The sequence below is a fragment of the Alphaproteobacteria bacterium genome (genome assembly GCA_033344895.1).
Taxonomy (GTDB): Bacteria; Pseudomonadota; Alphaproteobacteria; order UBA8366; family Aestuariispiraceae; genus Pacificispira.
Genome location: JAWPMN010000001.1, coordinates 3,971,656 through 3,992,657, shown reverse-complemented (window position 1 = coordinate 3,992,657; position 21,002 = coordinate 3,971,656). Strand labels below are relative to the sequence as shown.

Below are 21,002 nucleotides of genomic sequence, written 5' to 3'. Positions count from 1 at the left end.
GTTATGACCGAATCCTCCACCGACATTTCGCCGCCGAAACACGTGGCCATAATCATGGACGGCAACGGCCGCTGGGCGAAACGCCGCGGCCTGCCGCGTGTTGCTGGCCACAGGCAGGGCGCCGAATCCGTGCGCAAGGTTGTCGAGTCAGCCGGGCGCCTGGGGATTGAATACCTGACTCTTTTCAGTTTCTCGTCGGAGAACTGGCGTCGTCCGGAGGAGGAAGTCAGCGATCTGATGGGCCTGTTGCGGCGCTATCTCAAATCCGAGATTGCCGAACTGCACCGCAAGAATGTTCGGTTCAAGGTGATCGGCGAACGCAATCGCCTGGACAAGGACATTCAGGCCCTGGTTCAGGATGCCGAGCAGATGACGGCTGAAAACACGCATCTAACACTGTCTCTGGCCCTGTCTTACGGCGGTCGGGCGGAAATTGCGGATGCGGCACGCCGTATCGCGGAATCGGCCCGCCTTGGCCTTCTGGAACCGGCGGCAATCGATGAGAAGCTGTTCGAAAGCTACCTTTGGTCCGTCGGACTGCCTGACCCGGATCTATTGATCCGGACAAGCGGGGAAAAACGCATCAGCAATTTCCTGCTCTGGCAATGTGCCTATACCGAATTCTACTACACTGACGTCTATTGGCCGGATTTTGACGAAGCCGAGCTTTCCGCGGCTATCGAGGACTTCCGCCGCCGGGACCGACGCTTCGGCGCGACGGCGAGCTACGCATGACTTCCGATGCGGCCGGCGGCAAGACTGTCCTTCCTTCCGACCTGAAGATTCGGGCCGCCTCCGGCTCAGTGCTGATCGCAATAGCGGTGGCGGAGCTCTATCTCGGCGGCTCCTATTTCGTTGTGTTCATCGGGTTGCTGGCCTGCGGCATGATCTGGGAGGCTCTGAACCTTACCGGCGTTCGCGGCAGGCTGCGGCGTCTGACGGCAACGGCACTGACGGGCGCCGCTTTCCTGGCCCTGATGCCGGCCCTGCCGAATGGTGGCTTTCCAGTCTGGATTTCCCTGTGCCTGATGGGGGGGACATTGATCTTTGCCTGGAGTGCGGCCACGCGCAAAAGGGCCTTTCCCTTTGGCATGGTCGCCGCCGCATCGGTCTGCATCGGATGTCTGGTGATCGTTCTGGCGGAGTTGCGGTCTGAGTTTTATACGATCCCGCCACTGATCCTGCTGGTCCCGGCCGTGATCGGTACCGATATCGGGGCCTATTTCGTTGGCCGGGCACTTGGCGGCCCGAAGCTTGCGCCCAAGGTCAGCCCCAACAAGACATGGTCCGGCGCGATCGGCGGTGTGGCAATCGCGGTCGCGGCCGGAACGGCAACCGTCTGGGCATTTCGGCAGAACGGCTTGCAGGCCCCGCTGATCGACACGTTGGTCATGCTTACCATCCTCTCCGTCTGTTCACAGATTGGCGATCTGGTCGAATCCTGGCTGAAGCGACGTGCGGGACAAAAGGATTCTGGTAGACTGATCCCCGGCCACGGCGGGTTGCTGGACCGGTTTGACGGCTTCATGGGAGCCGCAGTCCTGGGCCTCGGTCCGTGGCTGTTGCTTCATGAAACCGGAGCGATCGGCGGATGACCGCACCAAAACGCGTCACCATCCTTGGAGCCACCGGCTCTATCGGCCAAAGCACTCTGGATCTTGTACGACAGGATCCGACCGCATTCGATGTTGTCGGATTGACGGCACACCGAAATGTTGCCGATCTCGCGCGGCTGGCGCGGGAATTCAATGCCGATTGTGCCGCGATTGCCGATCCGGCCCTGTATGACGACCTGAAACAGGCCCTGACCGGCACGGCAACTGAGCCCCTGGCAGGGGAGGCGGCCATCGCCGAACTGGCCGAACGTCCCGCCGACTATGTCATGGCGGGGATCGTAGGGTCCGTCGGTCTGCGGCCGACACTGGCGGCGGTTCGGACAGGGACCTGCGTGGCGTTCGCGAACAAGGAATGTCTGGTTTCCGCCGGCCGGCTGATGATGCGGGAAGTGGCTGCTCATGCGGCGACGCTGTTGCCGGTCGATTCCGAACACAACGCGATTTTTCAGGTATTCGAATCCGGCAACCGCGCCGCGATCACGCGCCTGATTCTGACGGCATCCGGGGGACCGTTCCGGACGTGGGATACCGCCGGAATGGCGGCGGCCACCCCGGCACAGGCGGTAGCACACCCGAACTGGAGCATGGGCGCAAAGATCTCCGTCGATTCCGCCAGCATGATGAACAAGGGGCTGGAACTGATTGAAGCGCATTACCTTTTCGATATGCCGGAGGACCGCATAGAGATCGTTGTGCATCCACAATCCATCATCCACAGCATGGTGGAATACGCGGACGGCTCGGTTCTAGCCCAACTCGGGCCGCCGGACATGCGCACGCCGATCGCGAACACCCTTGCCTGGCCAGGCCGAATGTCCAGTCCGTCGGAGCGGCTGGATTTTCTCAAATTGGCGCGCCTTGACTTCGAGCCGCCGGATGAACGGCGATTCCCGTCGCTGCGACTGGCTCGGGAGGCCTTGCAAGCCGGCGCATATGCACCAACTATCATGAATGCCGCGAATGAGGAGGCCGTAGCGGCCTTTCTCGGGGGACGCTGTGGCTTTGCCGATATCCCCCGGACGGTGGAGGCAACGCTGAGCGCCATTGCGCCGCGCCCCCTCGATACACTGGAAGACGTCTTCGATCTTGAAATCGAAGCGCGCGCGAAAGCCCGGGAGCACGTGGCCGTCGCTGCGGAATAGCCGGATTTGGAAAGGTAGCGTATGGATTCTCTGATCGGCGGCGTGGGCCATTTCAACGCCATCATCATCTTCTGCATTCTGGTCTACATCCATGAGATGGGCCATTACCTGGTGGCGCGGTGGTGCGGCGTGCGGATCGAGGTGTTTTCCATCGGCTTCGGTCGGGAGCTGTTCGGCTGGACGGATAAATCCGGAACACGTTGGAAATTCAGCATGATCCCGCTCGGGGGATATGTTCGCATGTTTGGCGAACACAGCATGGAAGATGTTCAGGGCGATACCGGACGCGCGATCAGTGAAGAAGAGAAGGCGGTGTCCTTCGATCACAAGCCCCTGGCCCAGCGGGCTGCCATCGTTTTTGCCGGCCCGGCCATGAATTTCCTTTTCGCGATTGCCATTCTGGCCGTTCTTTTCGGCGCGGCCGGTGTTCGGGAAACACGTGACTTCGCGGCCTATGGTGTCGGTGCCATCGTGCCCGAAAGTGCAGCTGCTGAAGCAGGGCTTGAGGAGGGGGATCGCATCCTCTCCATCGATGGCCGCAGCGTTCCCGACTGGGAAACCCTGGTTCGCGAGGTGCAGTCGAGTGACGGGCGCGAACTGATCCTCAAGGTGGAACGGGACGGATTGGTCTCGACCAAGCGGATCACGCCGCGGCAGAATCCGGAGACGGGCACGTATCTGATCGGGATTCATGCACCTTTTCAGGTGGTTACATTCGGTCCTCTCGAATCCCTTGCCATGGCGACAGAACGGACCTGGGATTACAGCGTTCTGACCCTTACGGCCATTGGCGAGATCATTACCGGTTCCCGAAGCCTCGATGATATGGGCGGGCCGGTAAAGATCGTCGATCTGTCGAATCAGGTGGCGCAACGGGGGGCGCTCGACCTGATCGTCTTCATGGGGGTCTTGTCCATCAACCTTGGACTGTTGAACCTGCTGCCTGTTCCCATGCTCGATGGGGGGCATCTGTTCTTCTATGCCATCGAGGCCTTGCGAGGACGCCCTCTGAACGAGCGAACGCAGGAATATCTGCTCCGCGGCGGGCTCGCGTTGCTGCTCTTTGTGATGATTGTCGTCACTGGAAACGATCTGCTCGGTTACTTTTGAAACCGCCCCAAGTGAGAACAGAGTGAATCCGTTCTTAGAGAATTGATTCGCGCGGTATTTTCGGGTTTAATCCGTTGCAACGATAAGGTATCACTGAGCCGGTTTCCGGGCGCTGTTCGGATCCGGCTCGATTGATGATTCGCGGTTTGTGGGACGAAGAGGGCGGTTTTGGTGGCGATCTTCCCGAGAAATGTATCGTGTTTGGTGGCGGTCGCAGGCGTATTGCTGCTGACTTCCGGCGCTGTTTCGGCTCAGACCGTTCCGCCCATTGTCGCCCCTCAACCACAGGGCACCACCCCCGGTCAGCAAGGGGATTCGCAGCCGCGGGTCGACCCGAACGCCCCAACGATCAGTCAGATTTCCATCGAAGGCGCGCAGCGTATCGAGCGTGCGACGATCCTGTCCTATATCGGGGTTCGCGAAGGTGACAAGATCGACGCCCAGGGCGTGAACGAGATTCTGAAGACCTTGTTCGCGACAGGCCTGTTTGCCGATGTCACCATGCAGATGACGGGCGGCACGCTGGCCATTCGAGTGGTTGAAAACCCGATCATCAACCGGATCGCCTATGAAGGGAACCGGCGCATCGATGACGAAACGCTGGAGACGGAAACGCAGCTTCGTCCCCGTGTCGTCTACACCCGGACGCGCGTCCAGAACGATGTGCAGCGCATTCTCGATCTGTATCGCCGCAGCGGCCGATTCGCAGCGCGGGTGGAACCGAAGGTAATCCAGCTTGAACAGAACCGCGTCGACCTGGTCTTTGAGATTTCAGAAGGCCCCGTCACCGGTATCGAGAAGATCAGCTTCATCGGGAACGACTACTTCTCGGACAGCGCCCTTCGGGAAGAGTTGGCGACCAAGGAGTCTCGCTGGTATCGCTTTCTTTCCAACGCCGATACCTATGATCCGGACAAACTGACCTTCGATCGCGAATTGCTGCGGCGCTACTATCTCGCCAACGGTTTTGCTGATTTCCGCGTGATCTCGGCCGTGGCAGAGCTGACGGAAGACCAGGAGGCGTTCTTCATTACCTTCACGGTCGAGGAAGGGGAGCGCTATCAGTTCGGTGCGTTCGATCTGACGTCCAAGATTCCGGATATTGATCCGGAACCGCTCAAGGATGCCATCGGGCTCGAGACCGGCGACTGGTATAATGCCGATGCGGTGGATGACACGATCGTGTCGATCACCAATGCGGTTGGCGATCTGGGCTATGCCTTCGTTGATGTGCGTCCGATCGTCGATCGCGACAAGGAAAACCGCACGATCAACATCACGTTCGAGGTTCAGGAGGCGCCGCGGGTCTATGTCGAGCGCATCGACATCCGCGGCAACGTTCGCACGCTCGACGAAGTCGTTCGCCGCGAATTCCTGCTCGTCGAAGGCGACGCGTTCAACGCAACCAAGCTGCGCCGTTCACGTCAGCGCATCAGCGATCTCGGTTTCTTCTCCAATGTCGAAGTCACCAACGTTCCGGGTTCCGATCCGGACAAGACCGTGGTTCAGGTTGACGTCGAAGAACAGTCCACCGGGGAACTCTCGATCGGGGCGGGCTTCTCGAGCACGGATGGCGCGTTGGGTGAACTGACCATTCGTGAGCGCAACCTTCTTGGTCGCGGCCAGGATTTGCGCCTCGGTACGACCTTGTCTCAGCGCCGTCAGATGGTCGATTTCGCCTTCACTGAACCGTATTTTCTGGATCGCGATCTGTCCGCCGGTGTGGATTTGTTCCACATCGTTCGGGACAACCAGGATGTTGCGTCCTACGACAGTCGGGAAACCGGTTTCGGGCTTCGCCTCGGCTACGATTTGAATGAAGACTGGCGTCAGCAACTCCGGTACAGGTTTGCCGAGGAAACGATCGAGAATATCGACTCCTCCGCCAACCGCTTCATCAAGGAAGAGGAAGGTTCGAAGTTTGTCTCGTTGGTCGGTCAGACTCTGACCTTTGATCGACGCAATAGCCGGATCGATCCGACAGACGGCTATCTTTTCGCCTTCGGCACAGATTTCGCCGGTCTGGGTGGTTCAGTCCAGTACATGCGGACGACATTGCGCGGCTCCTGGTATATTCCGATCACCGACGATATGCGCCTTGTCACCGGCGCAGAGGTCGGATCACTGGTCGGTCTTGGCGACGATGTTCGGATCAACGATCGCTTCTTCCTGGGAGGCGACAATCTGCGCGGCTTTGAATTTGCCGGCGCCGGTCCCCGCGACTCCGCCAGCGGCGATTCCCTGGGTGGGGAGCGCATGGCGAACGGGTCGGTGGAATTCATCTTCCCGCTCGGTCTTCCCGAAGAATTCGGGCTGTCCGGCGCGCTGTTCACCGATGTCGGTTACCTGACCGAGGTTGATGAGAAAGGCAGCGGGATCCAGGATGAGCCTTCCCTGCGCGCGTCCGTGGGGACAGGCATCACGTGGAGTTCTCCATTCGGCCCGATCCGGGTGGACTTCTCACACGCCGTTCTCAAAGAAGACTTCGATGAAACGGAGTTCTTCCGGTTCAACTTCGGCACGAGGTTCTAATATGCCCTGGCAATCGATGAGCGTGCGCACCGTTATTGCGGTGTTCGTCGCCGTCGCGTCCATGATGTCCGTCAACGCTGCCGCTCAGGACATCCCGCCGGTCAAGGTCGCAATCGTGGAGATGCAACGCATCCAGAACGAGGCGTCAGCCTGGAAAGACCTGAGTCAAAAACTCAAGGCCGCACAAGAAAAGGTGCTTCAGGATCTGCAGCCGCAGCAATCGGCACTCGAAGAGGAGGCCAAGGCGCTGCAGCAGCAACAGGCCATCCTTGCTCCGGAGGCTTTTGAAACCAAGGTGGCGGAATTCGAGCAGAAACGCCGTGAGATGGTTCAGACGTCAAATGAACGTCGACAGGCTGTCGAACGTGCCCTCGTTGAGGCCAAGAACAGGATTATCAAGGAAATCCGTGACATCCTGCTCGGTATCACGGAGGAAAAGGGTTACAACCTAATTCTCGATCAGTCGAATGCTGACCCGACCATTGTCGTCGCGTCTCCGGAAATCAACATTACCGAGACCGTGATCAAGCGCCTGGATCAGAAGCTGCCGACAGTAGAATTCAGCGTCCCCGCTCAATAAGAGGCAGCGACATTCTGTGGCAGATCCACGTTTTTTCACTCACGGCGGTCCTTACACGCTTCGCGAAATCGCAGAAATTACCGGTTGCGAGGTATCGGATTCGAGGGCGCTTGAAAAACGTGTGACAGACGTCGGGACGTTGAACTCCGCAGGGCCCGAAACGGTCGGTTTTCTCGCCAACAAGCGGTATCTGGACGACCTGGCCGGCACCGCCGCCGGCGCAGTCCTTATTCAGCCACAATACGCCAGCCGACTTCCGGATGGCTGTGTCGGACTGGTTCATCGCGATCCGTATTATGCCTTCGCCCAAGTCTCCCAACTCTTCTATCCGGAGCCGTCCCCGGAACCGGCGATTCACGAAACGGCGGCCATTTCGGACAGCGCGACTCTAGGTCGGGACCTGCGCATCGACGCTGGCGCGGTAGTCGGCGACAATGTGGTACTTGGCGACGGTGTGTGGTTGGGGCCCAATGCGGTCATTGATCGTGGCGTTGTCATAGGGAAGGGAACCTGGATTGGCGCAAACGCCTATGTCGGCTATGCCGATCTGGGTGACCACAACAGAATTCATCCGGGCGTCCGGATCGGAACCCGTGGATTTGGTTTCGCCATGAGTCCACAGGGCCATCTGGACATCCCCCAATTGGGAACGGTCAAGATTGGCAGTTACGTTGAAATCGGAGCCAACTCGACCGTCGACCGGGGCATGGGCCCCGATACGGTTATCGGCGACGGGTGCAAGATTGATAATCTCGTACAGATCGGGCACAACGTCCGTTTGGGACGTGGCTGTGTCGTCGCGGCACAAGTCGGGATCGCGGGAAGCACCGTGCTACAGGATTTCGTTGCATGCGGCGCACAGTCAGGAATCGCGGGGCATCTGACAATGCATTCCGGCGCGCAGATTGCCGCCAAGGCGGGCGTAATTCGCGACGTCGAACCGGGGAACAGGGTCGGCGGTCTACCGGCCGTACCGGTTCGGCAATGGCTGCGACAGCACGCAGTCCTCAGCAAAGCCGCCGCGACCGGTAAGGTTGATAAAGACTAAGACGAGCGAGCCATGAGCGAAACGCAAGAAGACTATACCAAGAATATCGATATCATGCGGGTCATGGACCGGATTCCTCACCGGTTTCCGTTCCTGATGATCGACAAGGTTCGCGAAGTCATCCCTTTCGAAAGCGCTGTCGGAATCAAGTGCGTTTCGATGGGGGAGCCGCATTTCCAGGGCCATTTCCCCGGTAAGCCAGTCATGCCGGGCGTGCTGATTATTGAAAGCATGGCACAGACCGCCGGTGTCATGGTGGTGACCAGCCTCGGCCCCGAATCCGAGGGCAAGTTGGTGTACTTCATGTCGGTCGAAGAGGCGAAATTCCGCCGACCTGTCGAGCCCGGCGACTATATGGAAGTGCATGTTACCAAGAAGCAGAACCGCGGCCAGGTATGGAAATTCCGGGGCGAGGCCTTTGTCGACGGAAAGCTCTGTGCCGAAGCGACCTTCGCCGCCATGATTCGCGACAGGCCCTGAATGGCGGAAATTCATCCCACATCAGTCGTCGATCCACGCGCAACGCTGGCGGATTCTGTATCGATCGGTCCATTCTGCACGGTCGGCCCCGACGTCGAACTGGGCGAGAATGTCGTACTCCGGTCCCATGTCGTCATTGATGGCGATACGTCAATCGGCGAAGGTACTGAAATATTTCCCTTCGCGAGCCTTGGCCTTGCGCCTCAGGACCTAAAGTATCGTGGCGAAAAGACCCGCCTGGAGATCGGCGCACGCACGAAAATTCGTGAATATGTGACCATGAATCCCGGCACGGAAGGCGGCGGCGCGCTGACCAGGGTAGGCAACGATTGTCTGTTCATGGTCGGATCCCATGTGGCGCATGATTGCATGGTGGGCAACCATGTCATCCTGGCCAACAATGCCACCCTGGCCGGTCATGTCACATTGGGCGACTTCGCCATCGTCGGCGGGCTCTCCGCCGTCCATCAGTTTGTCCGGATCGGCCCGCACGCCATGATCGGCGGCATGTCCGGCGTTGAGCATGACGTAATTCCTTACGGATCCGTCATGGGCGACCGGGCCAGTCTCTGCGGTTTGAACATTGTCGGACTGAAGCGGCGGGGCTTCGACAAGGAAACGATTCACCGCATGCGCTCCGCCTATCGGATGCTCTTTGCGGATGAGGGGACGATCAAGGAACGCGTCGACGACGTCAGCGAAGTCTTCGGCGAGGAAGAGGCCGTACACCAGATTCTCGAATTCGTTCGCGCGCAATCCAGCCGGGGCCTGACCCAGCCGCGCTCTTTGGGATCGGGCGAATAGCGAACAGCGCCCCCTTCGAAGCGGAACCACCGCAATGTCGTCGATCGAAAGACTGGGTGTTATCGCTGGAAGCGGCAAACTACCCCTCGAGATAGCCGAGGCGGCCGCCGAAAACGGCATCAAGGTTCATGTTTTCGTCCTGCGCGATCAGGGCGATTCAACGCTGTTCGAAGATCGATTCCCGACATTCATGATCCGACTGGGCGCGGCCGCGGAAGCTATATCCCTCGTTCGCGAACAGAAGGTCCAGGATATCGTTTTTGCTGGCGGGGTGCGTCGACCGTCCTTCAAGGAACTCAGTCTGGATGCCACGGCGGCCAAAATACTGGGAAAGGGTCTCTTCAGACTGGGGGACGACGGGCTGCTTCGATCCGTCATCAGGTATCTGGAGGAGCATGAGGGCTTTCGGGTTCATGCGGTCGACGAATTCCTGAACAGCCATAAGCCACGGGCCGGACAGATCGGGGATGTCGCCTTGCCGGATCACGCCGATGCCGACATCCGACGGGGCATCGATGTGCTCGACGCCTTGGCGCCGCAGGACGTGGGACAGGCCACCGTCATTCAAAACGGACTTGTCCTTGGAATAGAAGCGATCGAAGGGACCGCTGCCCTGTTGGCCCGATGTGGCCCCTTGCGCCGAGACTGTGACGGTCCGGTTCTGGTCAAGATGAGCAAGCCGGAGCAAACCGGCCGGGCGGACCTGCCGACGATAGGACCAGATACAATCGACCAGGCCCAGGAAGCCGGCCTGTCGGGGATTGCCATCGAGGCTGAACGGAGCCTGATCGTATCGCGCGACGAAACGATCAGGCGCGCAAATGCCGCCGGCCTGTTTCTGGTCGCGGTGACGCGGGACAGCCCGAAATGAACCCCGGCATTGATCGTCCGCTCAGGGTTTTCCTCTCCGCCGGGGAAAGCTCCGGCGATGTTCTGGGTGGGCGCTTGATCGCCGCCCTGACTGAACGCTGCCCGGCCGGCCTTGAACTTCAGGGGGTCGGCGGTCCTGAAATGGCGCGACAGGGCCTCACCAGCCTGTTTCCCATGTCGGAATTGGCGTTGATGGGTTTGGTCGAAATCCTGCCCCACATTCCGAGGCTCAAGCGGCGGATCGCGGAAACGGCGAGAGCGGCAACGGCCTTTTCCCCGGACGTGATCGTCACAATAGACGCCCCGGGCTTCAACAAGCGCCTGGCGGCATCCTGTGGAGATTTGACCTGTCCGAAGGTTCATTACGTGGCGCCTACGGTATGGGCCTGGCGCCCCGGCCGCGTCCACAAGTTCAAGGCCCTGTTCGATTCCCTTCTGTGTCTTCTGCCGTTTGAACCCGAATACTTCACGGCAGTGGGGCTGGATGCACGTTTCGTTGGGCATTCCATCCTGGAGAGTGGGGCGGACAAGGGGCAGGGCGCAACCTTCCGGCAGAAACTCGGGCTGGCGGCCGACACGCGGTTGCTCTGCGTGCTCCCAGGCTCCCGGGCCGGCGAAGCGCAGCGCCTGCTACCGGTCTTTCAAGCGGCCATGGCGCGCTATCAGCAGCAACGCAGCGACCTGGATATCCAGGTTCTCATGCCGGTGGTCGGTCATCTTCGACACCATCTCGAGGAGCGGACCAAGGATTGGCCGGTTCCGGTCCATCTTGTCGATTCGCAGGACAAATACCATGCAATGGCCGCGTCCGACCTGGCGCTAGCCGCCTCAGGAACCGTTGCCCTCGAACTGGCCATGGCACGTGTGCCTGCCGTGGTTGCGTACCGGCTTAATGCACTGACATTCCAGATCCTTCGACGCCTGGTTCGCACGCGCTTTGCCCATCTGCTCAACATCGCGGCGGATCGGGAAATCGTGCCGGAGGCGATCCAGGAACGGTGCAATCCTGATGAAATCGCTGAGTTGCTGCTCGGTCTGGAAGGGGCGGCAGGACGGGCCCAGGTGGACGCCCTGGCGCCGGTTCTGGAGACCTTACGCCCGGAGGGCACGGACCTTCCGAGCGTCGCCGCGGCTGACGCGGTGATGGAAATCGTCCACAAAGGAAAACGCGGCCCGGGAAGCTGATCCCGAGCCGCGCAAAACCCAAAAGTTCGATACGCTATCAGCGCTTGTTCATGGCCGGGAATTCACGCTTGTCGTGCCCAAGGAACAACTGCCGGGGACGACCGATCTTCTGATACGGATCCGCAATCATTTCATTCCACTGGGCGACCCAGCCGACGGTCCGCGCCAGAGCGAACAGCACGGTAAACATCGATGTCGGGAAGCCGATCGCCTTCAGGATGATGCCCGAATAGAAATCGACGTTCGGGAACAGCTTACGCTCGACAAAGTAATCGTCCTTCAGCGCGATCTGTTCCAGCTCCTGGGCGAGTTCCAGAAGCGGGTCTTCGACGCCGAGTTCCTTCAGAACCTCGTCGCAGCTCTTCTTGAGGACACCGGCGCGCGGGTCGTAGTTCTTGTAGACACGGTGGCCGAAGCCCATCAGGCGGAACGGATCGTTCTTGTCCTTGGCGCGCTCCAGGAATTCCGGGATGTTCTTCTTGTGGCCGATCTGATGCAGCATGTTCAGGACGGCTTCGTTGGCACCGCCATGCGCCGGGCCCCACAACGAGGAAATCCCCGCCGAAATGCAGGCGAACGGATTGGCGCCCGAAGATCCGGCGATCCGAACGGTGGAGGTCGACGCGTTCTGCTCATGATCAGCGTGCAGGATAAAGATCCGGTCCATGGCGCGTTCGACGGCCGGGGAGATGACATAATCCTCTGCCGGTACGCCGAAGGTCATCTGCATGAAGTTTGCTGCGTAGCTGAGATCGTTGCGCGGATACATGAAGGGCTGGCCGATGGAATACTTGTAGGCCATCGCCGCCAGCGTCGGCATTTTCGCGACCAGTCGGTGCGACGCGATCATCCGCTGTTCCGGATCGTTGATGTCCGTGGAGTCGTGATAGAAGGCACTGAGAGCCCCGACGACCCCGACCATGATTGCCATCGGATGCGCGTCGCGGCGGAAACCGCGATAGAAGTTGAGAAGCTGCTCATGGACCATCGTGTGATAGGTGATGGTCTTTTCGAAATCCTTGCGTTCGGTCTCGTTCGGCAGTTCGCCGCGCAGCAGCAGATAGCAGACTTCCATGAAGTCGCAGTTTTCGGCCAGATCCTCGATCGAGTAGCCGCGGTGAAGCAGGATGCCCTTGTCGCCGTCGATATAGGTGATGGCGCTGTCGCAGGACGCCGTCGACGTGAAGCCGGGATCGTAGGTGAAGTAGCCGGTCTGACCATACAGCTTCCGGATATCGATCACTTTCGGGCCAACGGAGCCAGCCATGACCGGCAGTTCCCAGCTATCCCCGGTCGCATTGTCAGTAAGGGTCATTGTATGCTTTTTCGTGTCGCTCATACCGGCGCCTCCTGTTAATTTTTAAGACCGAACCCAATGAAATCCGGGCTAAAATAACGCCCGCCCGCATTGGACAGGTACTCTCCCCGCAATCGGTGCGGCACATTAACCGGATATGACGCAGCGCACAATAAGTCGGAATGACGCGCCCTGCGTTGCCCTTATACCGCGTCCGGAGTCTCCGGCAGAGCCGCGATCCGCGCGAGGCATTCCTCCTTACCCAGAACCCGCATGACCTCCGTCAGATCCGGGGAGGCGAAGGTGCCTGTCAAAGCGCCGCGAACCGGCTGCGCCACCTTACCAAAACCGACGCCTTTCGCCTCCACAAATCCTTTCAGGGCATCGTGGAGCGCTTCCTCGGTCCAAGGGTCGAGATCGCTCAGCACCGTATCCGCCAGTTCCTTGGCCAGGGCCGGGCCGGCCCCCGCGACAAGTTTGGCGGATTTGGCATCTTCCAGCGGGAATGTCGGCGGTTCGACATAGAACCGCGCTGCCTCGACGAGTTGCGGGATGGTGTCGCACCGTTTCGTCAATCCAGCCATGCCTGCGGAAAGACGGGAAACCAGAGCCGGGTTTCCCGAAACGCCGAGTTCTTCCGCGACACGCGATGCCAGCTGGTCCGGATCAGCGGCGCGCAGATAGTGGCCGTTCAGGTTTTCCATTCGCTGGAAGTCCATGCGCGAGGGGGAGCGCCCCACCGCATCCAGATCGAACCATTCGATGGCCTGTTCCTCGGAAATGATTTCGTCGTCACCATGAGACCAGCCGAGGCGTAGCAGGTAGTTCTTCAATGTCTCCGGCAGGTATCCCATGTCCCGATACTGCTCCACGCCGAGCGCACCGTGCCGCTTGGACAGTTTGGCGCCGTCCGGCCCGTGGATCAGCGGAATATGCGCGAATGCCGGCACATCCCACCCAGCTGCCTTGAAAAGGTGATATTGCCGGAAGGCGTTGACCAGATGATCATCGCCCCGGATGACATGGCTGACGCCCATGTCATGGTCGTCGACCACCACGGACAGCATGTATGTGGGCGACCCGTCGGCGCGAAGCAGAATGAAATCGTCGAGTTGGTCGTTCTCGATGGTCACGTCGCCTTGCACGAGATCCCTGATTGTCGTGCTGCCGCCATCTCTGGGCATCCTGATGCGAATGACCGGATCGACGCCGGCCGGCGCCTCCGACGGGTCGCGATCGCGCCAGGTACCGTCGTAAGGCGTCTTGCGCCCCTCATCCTTCATGCGTTCGCGCATTGCCGCCAGTTCTTCCTGAGAGCAATAGCAGCGATAAGCATGGCCCTTTTCCAGAAGATCCCGGGCGACTTCCACATGTCGATCCGCCCGCGCGGACTGATAGACCGGTTCACCATCCCCTTGCAGGCCCAGCCAGGACAGACCGTCGAAAATCGCCTCGATGGCATCGGTCGTCGACCGCTTCTTGTCGGTGTCCTCGATGCGCAGCTTGTAGGTGCCGCCGCAATGCCGGGCGTAGAGATAATTGAACAACGCCGTTCTGGCCCCGCCAATGTGCAGATAGCCGGTCGGGGAGGGGGCAAATCGGGTTACGACGGTCATGATCACTCCTGAATGGCTGTCGACCGGGGAACTCGGCCGGCGGGATTTCCGGTCGTTTACCACAGGCGGCGGGGAACCAGCAAAGCCGTAAAACGGATGTCGCCCGATCCGCCCATACGATCTATGGTCGTACCTTCGAGAGGATCCGGGATGAATCGGGGACACCAACAGCCGGTTTGGTCAACGAGTGGTGCGGCGATCGCAGCACTTTCGCCTGCTTCCATCGTCTCGCGTGCCCGCGCCTGCCTGATTGCTGAGCGCGACCGCTGGGCACTATGGCTGCCGGTTCTCATGGGATCCGGGATCGCCTTCTATTTTTCACTGCCGTTCGAGCCCCCGCTTGTCCTGGGCATTGGGCTCCTTGCGGCGGCGGTTGCCGGGTTCACGGTCGCCTGCCTTCGACGTGCCGACGCCTGGGCAGCCGTTTCAGCCCTGGTCATGGCGGCGGCCTTCGGACTTATCCTGGTTGGCATCGCAACCCTGCGGGCGGAAGCTCTCGTCCTGTCGCATGCGACGGTTCTGTCGGGCCTTACGGGGAGGATTACAGCCGTCGAGCCCTTTCCCGACGGATCGCGAATTCGACTGGAGGACCTGTCCCTTGAAGGTAATTACGGGCACGTCGCACTGCCTGAGGCAGTGCGCATCAAACTGCGCCGGGATAGCCCGCGTCCCCATGCGGGTCAGTGGGTAAAGGTCACGGCGAGACTGTCACCGCCGCCAAGGCCCAGCTATCCGGGCGCCTTTGATTTTGCCCGCAATGCCTGGTTCGATCGACTGGGCGGGGTCGGCTTCGCCTATTCGCACTGGCAGGACGTGCCCGCCGTCCGGCCTCTGACGCATTGGGAACGGCTTGCAGGAGGGACCGAGCGGTTCCGGAACAAGATCGCATCCCGGCTGCGGTCGGCCGAGCCGGATATCTCGGGGCATGTTCTCGCAGCGCTCCTGACCGGAGACAGGTCCGGCGTTCCGGAGCCGGTGCTGGAGGATCTACGACGGTCCGGTCTTGCCCATCTTCTGGCAATTTCCGGACTTCATATCGGCATGGTCGCGGCGATTGTCTTCGTGACGATCCGCTTCCTTCTGGCCTTGCGGGAGGGTTGGGCCCGCGACCATCCGATCAAGAAATGGGCGGCCGCCGTGGCTCTGCTGGCCAGTTTCGGATACCTCATCCTGTCCGGGGCCACGATCCCCACGCAACGGGCCTTTCTGATGACCGGCCTGGTGCTGATTGCGGTGCTGACCGACAGACTGGCAATTTCCATGCGACTGGTTGCCGTTGCAGCGGCAACGGTCCTGGTTCTGTCACCGGAAAGCATCGTCGGCGCCAGCTTTCAGTTGTCATTCGCAGCAGTAATCGCCCTGGTCGCGGTCTACGAACAGTTTCGTCGGCATGCGATGTATCCCAGTCTGCAGGGGCCCCATGGCAAGATACTGACTTACCTTGGAGCGGTATGCCTGACGACGGTCATCGCCGGAGCGGCGACCGCGCCCTTCGCAATTTATCATTTCGGACAGGTCGCCCATTACTCGGTTCTGGCCAATCTGATCGCCGTTCCGATCGTGACCTTTCTCGTCATGCCGCTGGGACTTCTGAGCCTTGTGGCGATGCCATTCGGATTGGAAGCCCTGCCGGCGATGGGCGCAGGGTGGGGGATAGACGGTGTGCTGTGGATCGCACGATGGGTGGCGGACCTGCCTGGCGCCGTGGGACAAGTTCCCGCGATGCCGGATTGGGGGTTGGCCCTCGTCGTGGGCGGCGGAATGTGGTGCGCGATCTGGCTGCGCCGGTGGCGCTATCTTGGCCTGCCTCTCATTGTCATCGGCATCCTGTCGCCATTCTGGATGCCAACTCCGATCCTCATACTTCATGAGGAAGGCGAACAATCCGCGATTGTCTGGAACGATGCGCTCTGGGTTGAAGCAACCCGAAAGGAACGCTTCGCACAAAATGTGTGGAGCGAGAAAACCGCCTTTCCGATTGCGGGCGACTGGAGCGACCTCGCCGACCGGAAGGACGCACCGATCCGGTGCGATCCACTCGGCTGTGCAACGGCGCTGACCCTGAAGTCCGGCAATACCGTATCGGCGGCCTTTTCCCGTGATCCCAGAACCCTGCTGGAAGACTGTGCCCTGTCAGACCTTGTCCGCCTGCCGGTCGTTCCGCATCCAAGCCGTTGCCGCGACACCCTGGCCATCGATCCGGCCATGCTCCGCCGGAACGGCGCCCATGCCATCTTCGGTCGTTCGACAGGTCTGGTGGCGATATCAGTCGAATCCCGGCGCGGCGAACGGCCCTGGACGCATTGAACGACGAGGATCAGTACTTTCGAAGCAGACCGACGAGACGGCCCTGAATATTGACCTGGTCGGGGCGATAGATCCGCGTCTCGTAATTCGCATTCGCCGGTTCCAGAGCGACACTGTCCCCCTTGCGGCGCAGGCGCTTGAGGGTGACTTCATGCCCTTCCACCAGGGCCACAACGATATCGCCGTTGCTGGCATGCTCCGACCGCTCGATAACCACGGTATCGCCGTCGAGAATGCCGGCATCGACCATGGAATCCCCCTCAACCTCAAGGGCATAGTGGTCGCCGCGCCCCAACAGGGTCGCCGGCACATCGACCAGCATGGAATGATCGCGCAGCGCTTCGATTGGCGTCCCCGCCGCGATCCGGCCATAGAGCGAAAGCTGAACCGTGTTGCCGCCGCCCCGCATCATCGACCGTCGGCTGCCGACCTCTTTCTGGCGCAGCATTTCCACACGGCGGTTCCGGATGGGCAGTTGCTCGGGTTCCGTGTTCTCCGGAAGGCGAACCACTTCGAGCGCGCGGGCGCGATTCGGCAGGCGACGAAGGAAGCCGCGCTCCTCCAGACCCGTAATCAATCGATGAATGCCGGATTTCGACTTCAGATCCAGAGCCTCCTTCATTTCCTCGAAGGAAGGGGACACGCCGGAATTCTGCAGGCGGTCGTGAATGAACATCAGAAGTTCGTACTGTTTTCGGGTCAGCATTCCATCCGCTCCTTGCAGTCAATCGGCAGCCGGGAGAAGTCCCCGCCGCAGCCGTTGAACATTTAATGGACTAATTTTGTTCACTTTGCGTGTCAAGGGGCAAAATTAGAACATGTTGCGGACAAATGCCCGACAAGAAATGCTGGAGAACATTCTAGAACGAAGATAAGTCAATAATTTCAACAGTATCCCCAATTTGAGCCGGGGCTGTATGGGGCAGTCGTCGGATCAGACAGCCGGCCGTCGCCAGCCGGCGCATCATCGAGCTGTCCTGACGCGAATAAGGTCGTGCATGCAGATTTCCGGCCGAATCGCGCAGGAGGTCCGCCCGCAGATAATCCTCGCGTCTGTCATTCTCCGGCAGGGGCGCGTCGAGTATTGCCGCATCGAGCCGGGGCGCCGTGTCCCCCATTCCAAGAAGCTTCGACAGGGCCGGGACGCCGAACAGCAGAAAACAAACGAGTGCGGAAACCGGATTACCTGGAAGCCCCAACATGGGAACGCCCGACAGGTGGCCGAACATCAGCGGCTTGCCCGGCCGCATCGCGATCTTCCAGAAATCCAGTTCGAGACCGGATTCCGTAAGGGCCGAGCCGATCAGGTCGTGCTTGCCGACCGAGGCGCCGCCGGTCGTCAGAACCAAGTCATGCCCCGCTGCCCCCTTGGCGACCGCCCGCAGAGCTTCAGGATCATCCTTCGCGACCGGCAAAAGGGTCGGAACGCCGCCTGCCTTGACCACCGCCGCCGCGAGGGCAGGGCCGTTGGAACTGACGATCTGGTTTTCACCCAGCGGTTCGCCGGGCAGCACGATTTCGTCCCCGGTCGCCAGGATCGCCACCCGCGGTCGTCGATAAACGGTCAACCAGGGGCGGTTCATTGCCGCGGCCAGACCGATGGAGCGTGAATTCATCCGATGTCCGGAATCGAACACGACATCATCCGTCTTGAAGTCAAGCCCGGCCGGTCGGACGTAGGTTCCTTTCGCCGCGCTTTCCAGGATCCGAACCGTGCCGCCTGATTCATCTGCTTCGGTGTTTTCCTGGATTATGATCGTGTCGGTTCCGGCGGGCAGGGGGGCACCGGTGAAGATCCGGACGCAACGGCCCCTCGGGACCACCTGCTCATAGGATGCGCCCGCGGCAACCTCGGCAATGACCTCAAGTTCAACAGGTGTCGTCGCCACATCTTCGGCACGCACGGCATAGCCGTCCATGGCCGACATGTCCTTTGGCGGCTGTGAGCGATACGCTGCCAGAGGCAGTGCAAGCACCCGGTCCAGGCCCTCGGCCAGGGAGACGGTTTCCGTTCCGACCGGCTGCAGGCTCGCCAGTATTCGCGACCGCGCTTCCGCGACGGAAATCATGGTGTCGACCGGTATTCGCCGGACTTCCCACCGGCCTTGTGGACCAGATGGATGTCGGTGATGCGCATGGACTTGTCGACGGCCTTGACCATGTCATAGACGGTGAGGGCGGCCACAGACACGGCGGTCAGCGCCTCCATCTCGACGCCTGTCTGCCCCTTCAGCTTAACCGTGGCCTCGATCTCGACCGCATTTTCAGCTTCGTTCAAGGTCAGGAAGACCTTTACGGAACTGAGTGACAAGGGATGACAAAGCGGTATCAGGTCCGGCGTCTTCTTGGCCCCCATGATCCCGGCCAGTTGGGCCACGGTCAGCGGGTCACCCTTCTTCACCTTGCCGTCCCGGATGACGGCGACCGTTTCCACGCTCATCCGGATCATGCCGCGTGCCGTGGCTGTTCGTTCGGTGGCGTCCTTTTCGGACACGTCGACCATCACCGCATTGCCCTGAGCGTCAAAATGCGTCAGCGAACCGCTCATCGTTCAGGCTGCCTCCGCCCGTGTCAGCAGCGTCCGGGTGGCCGCCTCGACATCGTCCTGGCGCATCAAGGATTCCCCGACCAGAAACCGCATGGCGCCCACACGGGCCATACGCTCCAGGTCCGCCGATGAATAGAGACCGCTTTCAGCAATCAGCACCTTGTCGTCCGGCACCATGGCCGAAAGCTCTTCCGTAGTCTTCAGATCCACATCCAAAGTCTTGAGATTGCGATTGTTTACGCCCAACAGTGGAGATTTGAGGGACAAGGCGCGCTCCATTTCCTCGGCATCATGCACTTCGACCAGGACATCCATGCCCAGGTCCATGGCGAGGCTTTCAAGCGTAGCAGCCATGCTGTCTTCCAGGGCGGCCATGATCAGCAGGATGCAGTCGGCGCCCAGGGCACGTGCTTCATAGACCTGATACGGATCCAGCATGAAATCCTTGCGCAGCACGGGTAGATCGACGGCGGTACGGGCGGCGGTAAGGTATTGATCCTTGCCCTGGAAATAGGGCTCGTCCGTCAGAACGGACAGGCAGGCCGCGCCGCCCTTGCGATACGCGCGGGCAAGGGCGACCGGTGCAAAATCGGGCCGAATCAAACCCTTCGACGGGGAAGCCTTCTTGATTTCGGCAATCAGGGCAAACTCACCAGCCTCCGCCTTTCGGGTCAGGGCCGCGGCGAATCCCCGTGGCGCCGGCGCGGAGTCGGCATGTTGCCGGATTACCACTTCCGGCACGGCGTCCTTGCAGGCGGCGATATGTTCACGCTTGTCGGCACAGATCTTCGCCAGTACGTCACTCATGCCTCGGCCTCCTTGGGGTAATCGTTGGTGACGCGAACCAGATCAGCCAGCACCTTCTTGGCACGGCCGGAATCGATGCTGTCCGCAGCAAGCGAAACCCCCATTGCAAGCGTCTCCGCCTTGCCCGCAATCAACAAGGCTGCGGCGGCGTTGAACAGAACAATGTCGCGATAGGGCGACTGCGCGCCGTTCAGCAATTCCGTAATCGCGGCGGCGTTCTGTTCCGGCGTCCCCCCCAGCAGGTCTTCAAGCGCCGCTTCGGGCAAACCGGCGTCGGCGGGCGAGATTTCGAATGTGGTGACCTTACCGTCTTCCAGGGAGGCCACCTGCGTCGGACCGGTCGTGCTGATCTCATCCATGCCGCTATGACCATGCACCACCCAGGCCCGTTCCGCCCCCAGATCACCAAGCGTCTCTGCCATTTTCTCGATGAACTCCGATCGGAAGCAACCGATCAGATAACGCTTCACCATGGCGGGGTTGGACAGCGGTCCCAGAATGTTGAAGATCGTCGGGATGCTCAGCTCCATCCGGGTCGGCATGACGTTGCGCATGGCGCCGTGGTGCCGGGGGGCGATCATGAACCCGAGACCAGCCTCGATGATGGATTTTTCGATATTGGCGAACGGGCAATCCAGGTCCACGCCCAGTTGCGACAGGGCGTCGGCCGTTCCCGATTTCGACGAGGCCGCGCGATTTCCGTGTTTCGCGACCGGCACACCTGAAGCCGCCACCACCAGGGCTGTGGCGGTTGAGACATTGTAGGTGCCAAGCTTGTCGCCACCGGTGCCGACGATATCCATCGCATCGGCGGGCGCGGAAATGCGTTTTGCCTTGGCGCGCATTGTCCGGGCGGCGCCGGTAATTTCCGAAACAGCCTCGCCCCGCATCCTAAGCGCGGTGAGAAATCCGCCCATCTGGGAAGGCGTGGCATCGCCCGACATGATGATATCGAAGGCGGTCTCGGCTTCCTGCGTCGACAAGACGCCGCCTCCGACGACCTTCGCGATCAACTGCTTCATATCCTGCATGTCGGCTGCCATGCTTCTGGCCCCTATCT

Annotated in this window: 19 protein-coding genes; 12 read left to right on the top strand and 7 right to left on the bottom strand. The window is 60.5% G+C overall.

The window, feature by feature from the left end:
• Nucleotides 1-3 precede the first annotated feature (3 nt).
• The 11 genes from R8L07_18995 (at nt 4) to lpxB (ending at nt 11,367) form a co-directional block, all read left to right on the top strand.
• On the top strand, nt 4-735 hold the full coding sequence (locus R8L07_18995; GenBank protein MDW3207628.1) for an isoprenyl transferase: 732 nt from the start codon (nt 4-6) through the stop codon (nt 733-735).
• Nucleotides 732-1,595 carry a phosphatidate cytidylyltransferase gene (locus R8L07_18990; GenBank protein ID MDW3207627.1) on the top strand — a complete coding sequence of 288 codons (864 nt, stop codon included), beginning with the start codon at nt 732-734 and terminating at the stop codon, nt 1,593-1,595. Before R8L07_18995 ends, R8L07_18990 begins: the two co-directional genes overlap by 4 nt.
• Nucleotides 1,592-2,758, top strand: coding sequence for a 1-deoxy-D-xylulose-5-phosphate reductoisomerase (gene dxr / locus R8L07_18985; GenBank protein ID MDW3207626.1), 1,167 nt, complete (start codon nt 1,592-1,594; stop codon nt 2,756-2,758). Before R8L07_18990 ends, dxr begins: the two co-directional genes overlap by 4 nt.
• A gap of 21 nt (nt 2,759-2,779) precedes the next feature.
• Nucleotides 2,780-3,868: an RIP metalloprotease RseP gene (gene rseP / locus R8L07_18980; protein ID MDW3207625.1), complete on the top strand. Its 1,089-nt coding sequence runs from the start codon at nt 2,780-2,782 to the stop codon at nt 3,866-3,868.
• A gap of 204 nt (nt 3,869-4,072) precedes the next feature.
• On the top strand, nt 4,073-6,400 hold the full coding sequence (gene bamA / locus R8L07_18975) for an outer membrane protein assembly factor BamA (GenBank protein MDW3207624.1): 2,328 nt from the start codon (nt 4,073-4,075) through the stop codon (nt 6,398-6,400).
• Nucleotide 6,401: 1 nt separating this feature from the next.
• Entirely contained in the window at nt 6,402-6,980 is a 579-nt protein-coding gene (locus tag R8L07_18970) for an OmpH family outer membrane protein (protein MDW3207623.1), read from the top strand.
• Between the two features lie 16 nt (nt 6,981-6,996).
• Nucleotides 6,997-8,028 carry a UDP-3-O-(3-hydroxymyristoyl)glucosamine N-acyltransferase gene (gene lpxD / locus R8L07_18965; GenBank protein ID MDW3207622.1) on the top strand — a complete coding sequence of 344 codons (1,032 nt, stop codon included), beginning with the start codon at nt 6,997-6,999 and terminating at the stop codon, nt 8,026-8,028.
• A 12-nt stretch (nt 8,029-8,040) separates the two neighbouring features.
• On the top strand, nt 8,041-8,508 hold the full coding sequence (fabZ, locus tag R8L07_18960) for a 3-hydroxyacyl-ACP dehydratase FabZ (GenBank protein MDW3207621.1): 468 nt from the start codon (nt 8,041-8,043) through the stop codon (nt 8,506-8,508).
• Complete coding sequence (gene lpxA, locus R8L07_18955; protein MDW3207620.1) at nt 8,509-9,312, top strand: acyl-ACP--UDP-N-acetylglucosamine O-acyltransferase; 804 nt, start codon at nt 8,509-8,511, stop codon at nt 9,310-9,312.
• A 34-nt stretch (nt 9,313-9,346) separates the two neighbouring features.
• On the top strand, nt 9,347-10,183 hold the full coding sequence (lpxI, locus tag R8L07_18950; protein MDW3207619.1) for a UDP-2,3-diacylglucosamine diphosphatase LpxI: 837 nt from the start codon (nt 9,347-9,349) through the stop codon (nt 10,181-10,183).
• Nucleotides 10,180-11,367 carry a lipid-A-disaccharide synthase gene (gene lpxB, locus R8L07_18945; GenBank protein MDW3207618.1) on the top strand — a complete coding sequence of 396 codons (1,188 nt, stop codon included), beginning with the start codon at nt 10,180-10,182 and terminating at the stop codon, nt 11,365-11,367. The genes lpxI and lpxB overlap by 4 nt, the downstream gene beginning before the upstream one ends.
• Before the next feature lie 37 nt (nt 11,368-11,404).
• Here the strand turns inward: lpxB and R8L07_18940 are convergent, their stop codons facing one another.
• Together R8L07_18940 and gltX are read right to left on the bottom strand one after the other, a co-directional pair.
• Nucleotides 11,405-12,706, bottom strand: a complete 1,302-nt coding sequence (locus tag R8L07_18940; GenBank protein ID MDW3207617.1) for a citrate synthase — start codon at nt 12,704-12,706, stop codon at nt 11,405-11,407.
• A gap of 161 nt (nt 12,707-12,867) precedes the next feature.
• Entirely contained in the window at nt 12,868-14,280 is a 1,413-nt protein-coding gene (gene gltX, locus R8L07_18935) for a glutamate--tRNA ligase (GenBank protein ID MDW3207616.1), read from the bottom strand.
• A gap of 150 nt (nt 14,281-14,430) precedes the next feature.
• On the opposite strand from gltX, the gene R8L07_18930 reads away from it, so the two are divergent.
• Nucleotides 14,431-16,587, top strand: coding sequence for a ComEC/Rec2 family competence protein (locus tag R8L07_18930; GenBank protein MDW3207615.1), 2,157 nt, complete (start codon nt 14,431-14,433; stop codon nt 16,585-16,587).
• Nucleotides 16,588-16,597: 10 nt separating this feature from the next.
• Here the strand turns inward: R8L07_18930 and lexA are convergent, their stop codons facing one another.
• The 5 genes from lexA to trpD all read right to left on the bottom strand — a co-directional run bounded on the left by lexA (nt 16,598) and on the right by trpD (nt 20,985).
• Nucleotides 16,598-17,293, bottom strand: coding sequence for a transcriptional repressor LexA (gene lexA, locus R8L07_18925; protein ID MDW3207614.1), 696 nt, complete (start codon nt 17,291-17,293; stop codon nt 16,598-16,600).
• Nucleotides 17,294-17,447: 154 nt separating this feature from the next.
• A complete protein-coding gene (locus R8L07_18920; GenBank protein ID MDW3207613.1) occupies nt 17,448-18,656 on the bottom strand; it encodes a molybdopterin molybdotransferase MoeA in 1,209 nt (402 codons plus the stop codon).
• The gene (gene moaC / locus R8L07_18915) at nt 18,653-19,135 is read right to left on the bottom strand and encodes a cyclic pyranopterin monophosphate synthase MoaC (GenBank protein ID MDW3207612.1); all 483 of its coding nucleotides are present in this window, start codon (nt 19,133-19,135) and stop codon (nt 18,653-18,655) included. The genes R8L07_18920 and moaC overlap by 4 nt, the downstream gene beginning before the upstream one ends.
• A gap of 3 nt (nt 19,136-19,138) precedes the next feature.
• The gene (trpC, locus tag R8L07_18910; GenBank protein ID MDW3207611.1) at nt 19,139-19,942 is read right to left on the bottom strand and encodes an indole-3-glycerol phosphate synthase TrpC; all 804 of its coding nucleotides are present in this window, start codon (nt 19,940-19,942) and stop codon (nt 19,139-19,141) included.
• Nucleotides 19,939-20,985: an anthranilate phosphoribosyltransferase gene (trpD, locus tag R8L07_18905; protein ID MDW3207610.1), complete on the bottom strand. Its 1,047-nt coding sequence runs from the start codon at nt 20,983-20,985 to the stop codon at nt 19,939-19,941. Before trpD ends, trpC begins: the two co-directional genes overlap by 4 nt.
• Nucleotides 20,986-21,002: the final 17 nt, after the last annotated feature.

Coding starts and splice junctions, on each gene's coding strand:
- R8L07_18995 (MDW3207628.1), top strand. CDS start 4: ATGACCGAATCCTCCACCGACATTTCGCCGCCGAAACACGTGGCCATA.
- R8L07_18990 (MDW3207627.1), top strand. CDS start 732: ATGACTTCCGATGCGGCCGGCGGCAAGACTGTCCTTCCTTCCGACCTG.
- dxr (MDW3207626.1), top strand. CDS start 1,592: ATGACCGCACCAAAACGCGTCACCATCCTTGGAGCCACCGGCTCTATC.
- rseP (MDW3207625.1), top strand. CDS start 2,780: ATGGATTCTCTGATCGGCGGCGTGGGCCATTTCAACGCCATCATCATC.
- R8L07_18970 (MDW3207623.1), top strand. CDS start 6,402: ATGCCCTGGCAATCGATGAGCGTGCGCACCGTTATTGCGGTGTTCGTC.
- fabZ (MDW3207621.1), top strand. CDS start 8,041: ATGAGCGAAACGCAAGAAGACTATACCAAGAATATCGATATCATGCGG.
- lpxA (MDW3207620.1), top strand. CDS start 8,509: ATGGCGGAAATTCATCCCACATCAGTCGTCGATCCACGCGCAACGCTG.
- lpxI (MDW3207619.1), top strand. CDS start 9,347: ATGTCGTCGATCGAAAGACTGGGTGTTATCGCTGGAAGCGGCAAACTA.
- lpxB (MDW3207618.1), top strand. CDS start 10,180: ATGAACCCCGGCATTGATCGTCCGCTCAGGGTTTTCCTCTCCGCCGGG.
- R8L07_18940 (MDW3207617.1), bottom strand. CDS start 12,706: ATGAGCGACACGAAAAAGCATACAATGACCCTTACTGACAATGCGACC.
- gltX (MDW3207616.1), bottom strand. CDS start 14,280: ATGACCGTCGTAACCCGATTTGCCCCCTCCCCGACCGGCTATCTGCAC.
- R8L07_18930 (MDW3207615.1), top strand. CDS start 14,431: ATGAATCGGGGACACCAACAGCCGGTTTGGTCAACGAGTGGTGCGGCG.
- lexA (MDW3207614.1), bottom strand. CDS start 17,293: ATGCTGACCCGAAAACAGTACGAACTTCTGATGTTCATTCACGACCGC.
- R8L07_18920 (MDW3207613.1), bottom strand. CDS start 18,656: ATGATTTCCGTCGCGGAAGCGCGGTCGCGAATACTGGCGAGCCTGCAG.
- moaC (MDW3207612.1), bottom strand. CDS start 19,135: ATGAGCGGTTCGCTGACGCATTTTGACGCTCAGGGCAATGCGGTGATG.
- trpC (MDW3207611.1), bottom strand. CDS start 19,942: ATGAGTGACGTACTGGCGAAGATCTGTGCCGACAAGCGTGAACATATC.
- trpD (MDW3207610.1), bottom strand. CDS start 20,985: ATGGCAGCCGACATGCAGGATATGAAGCAGTTGATCGCGAAGGTCGTC.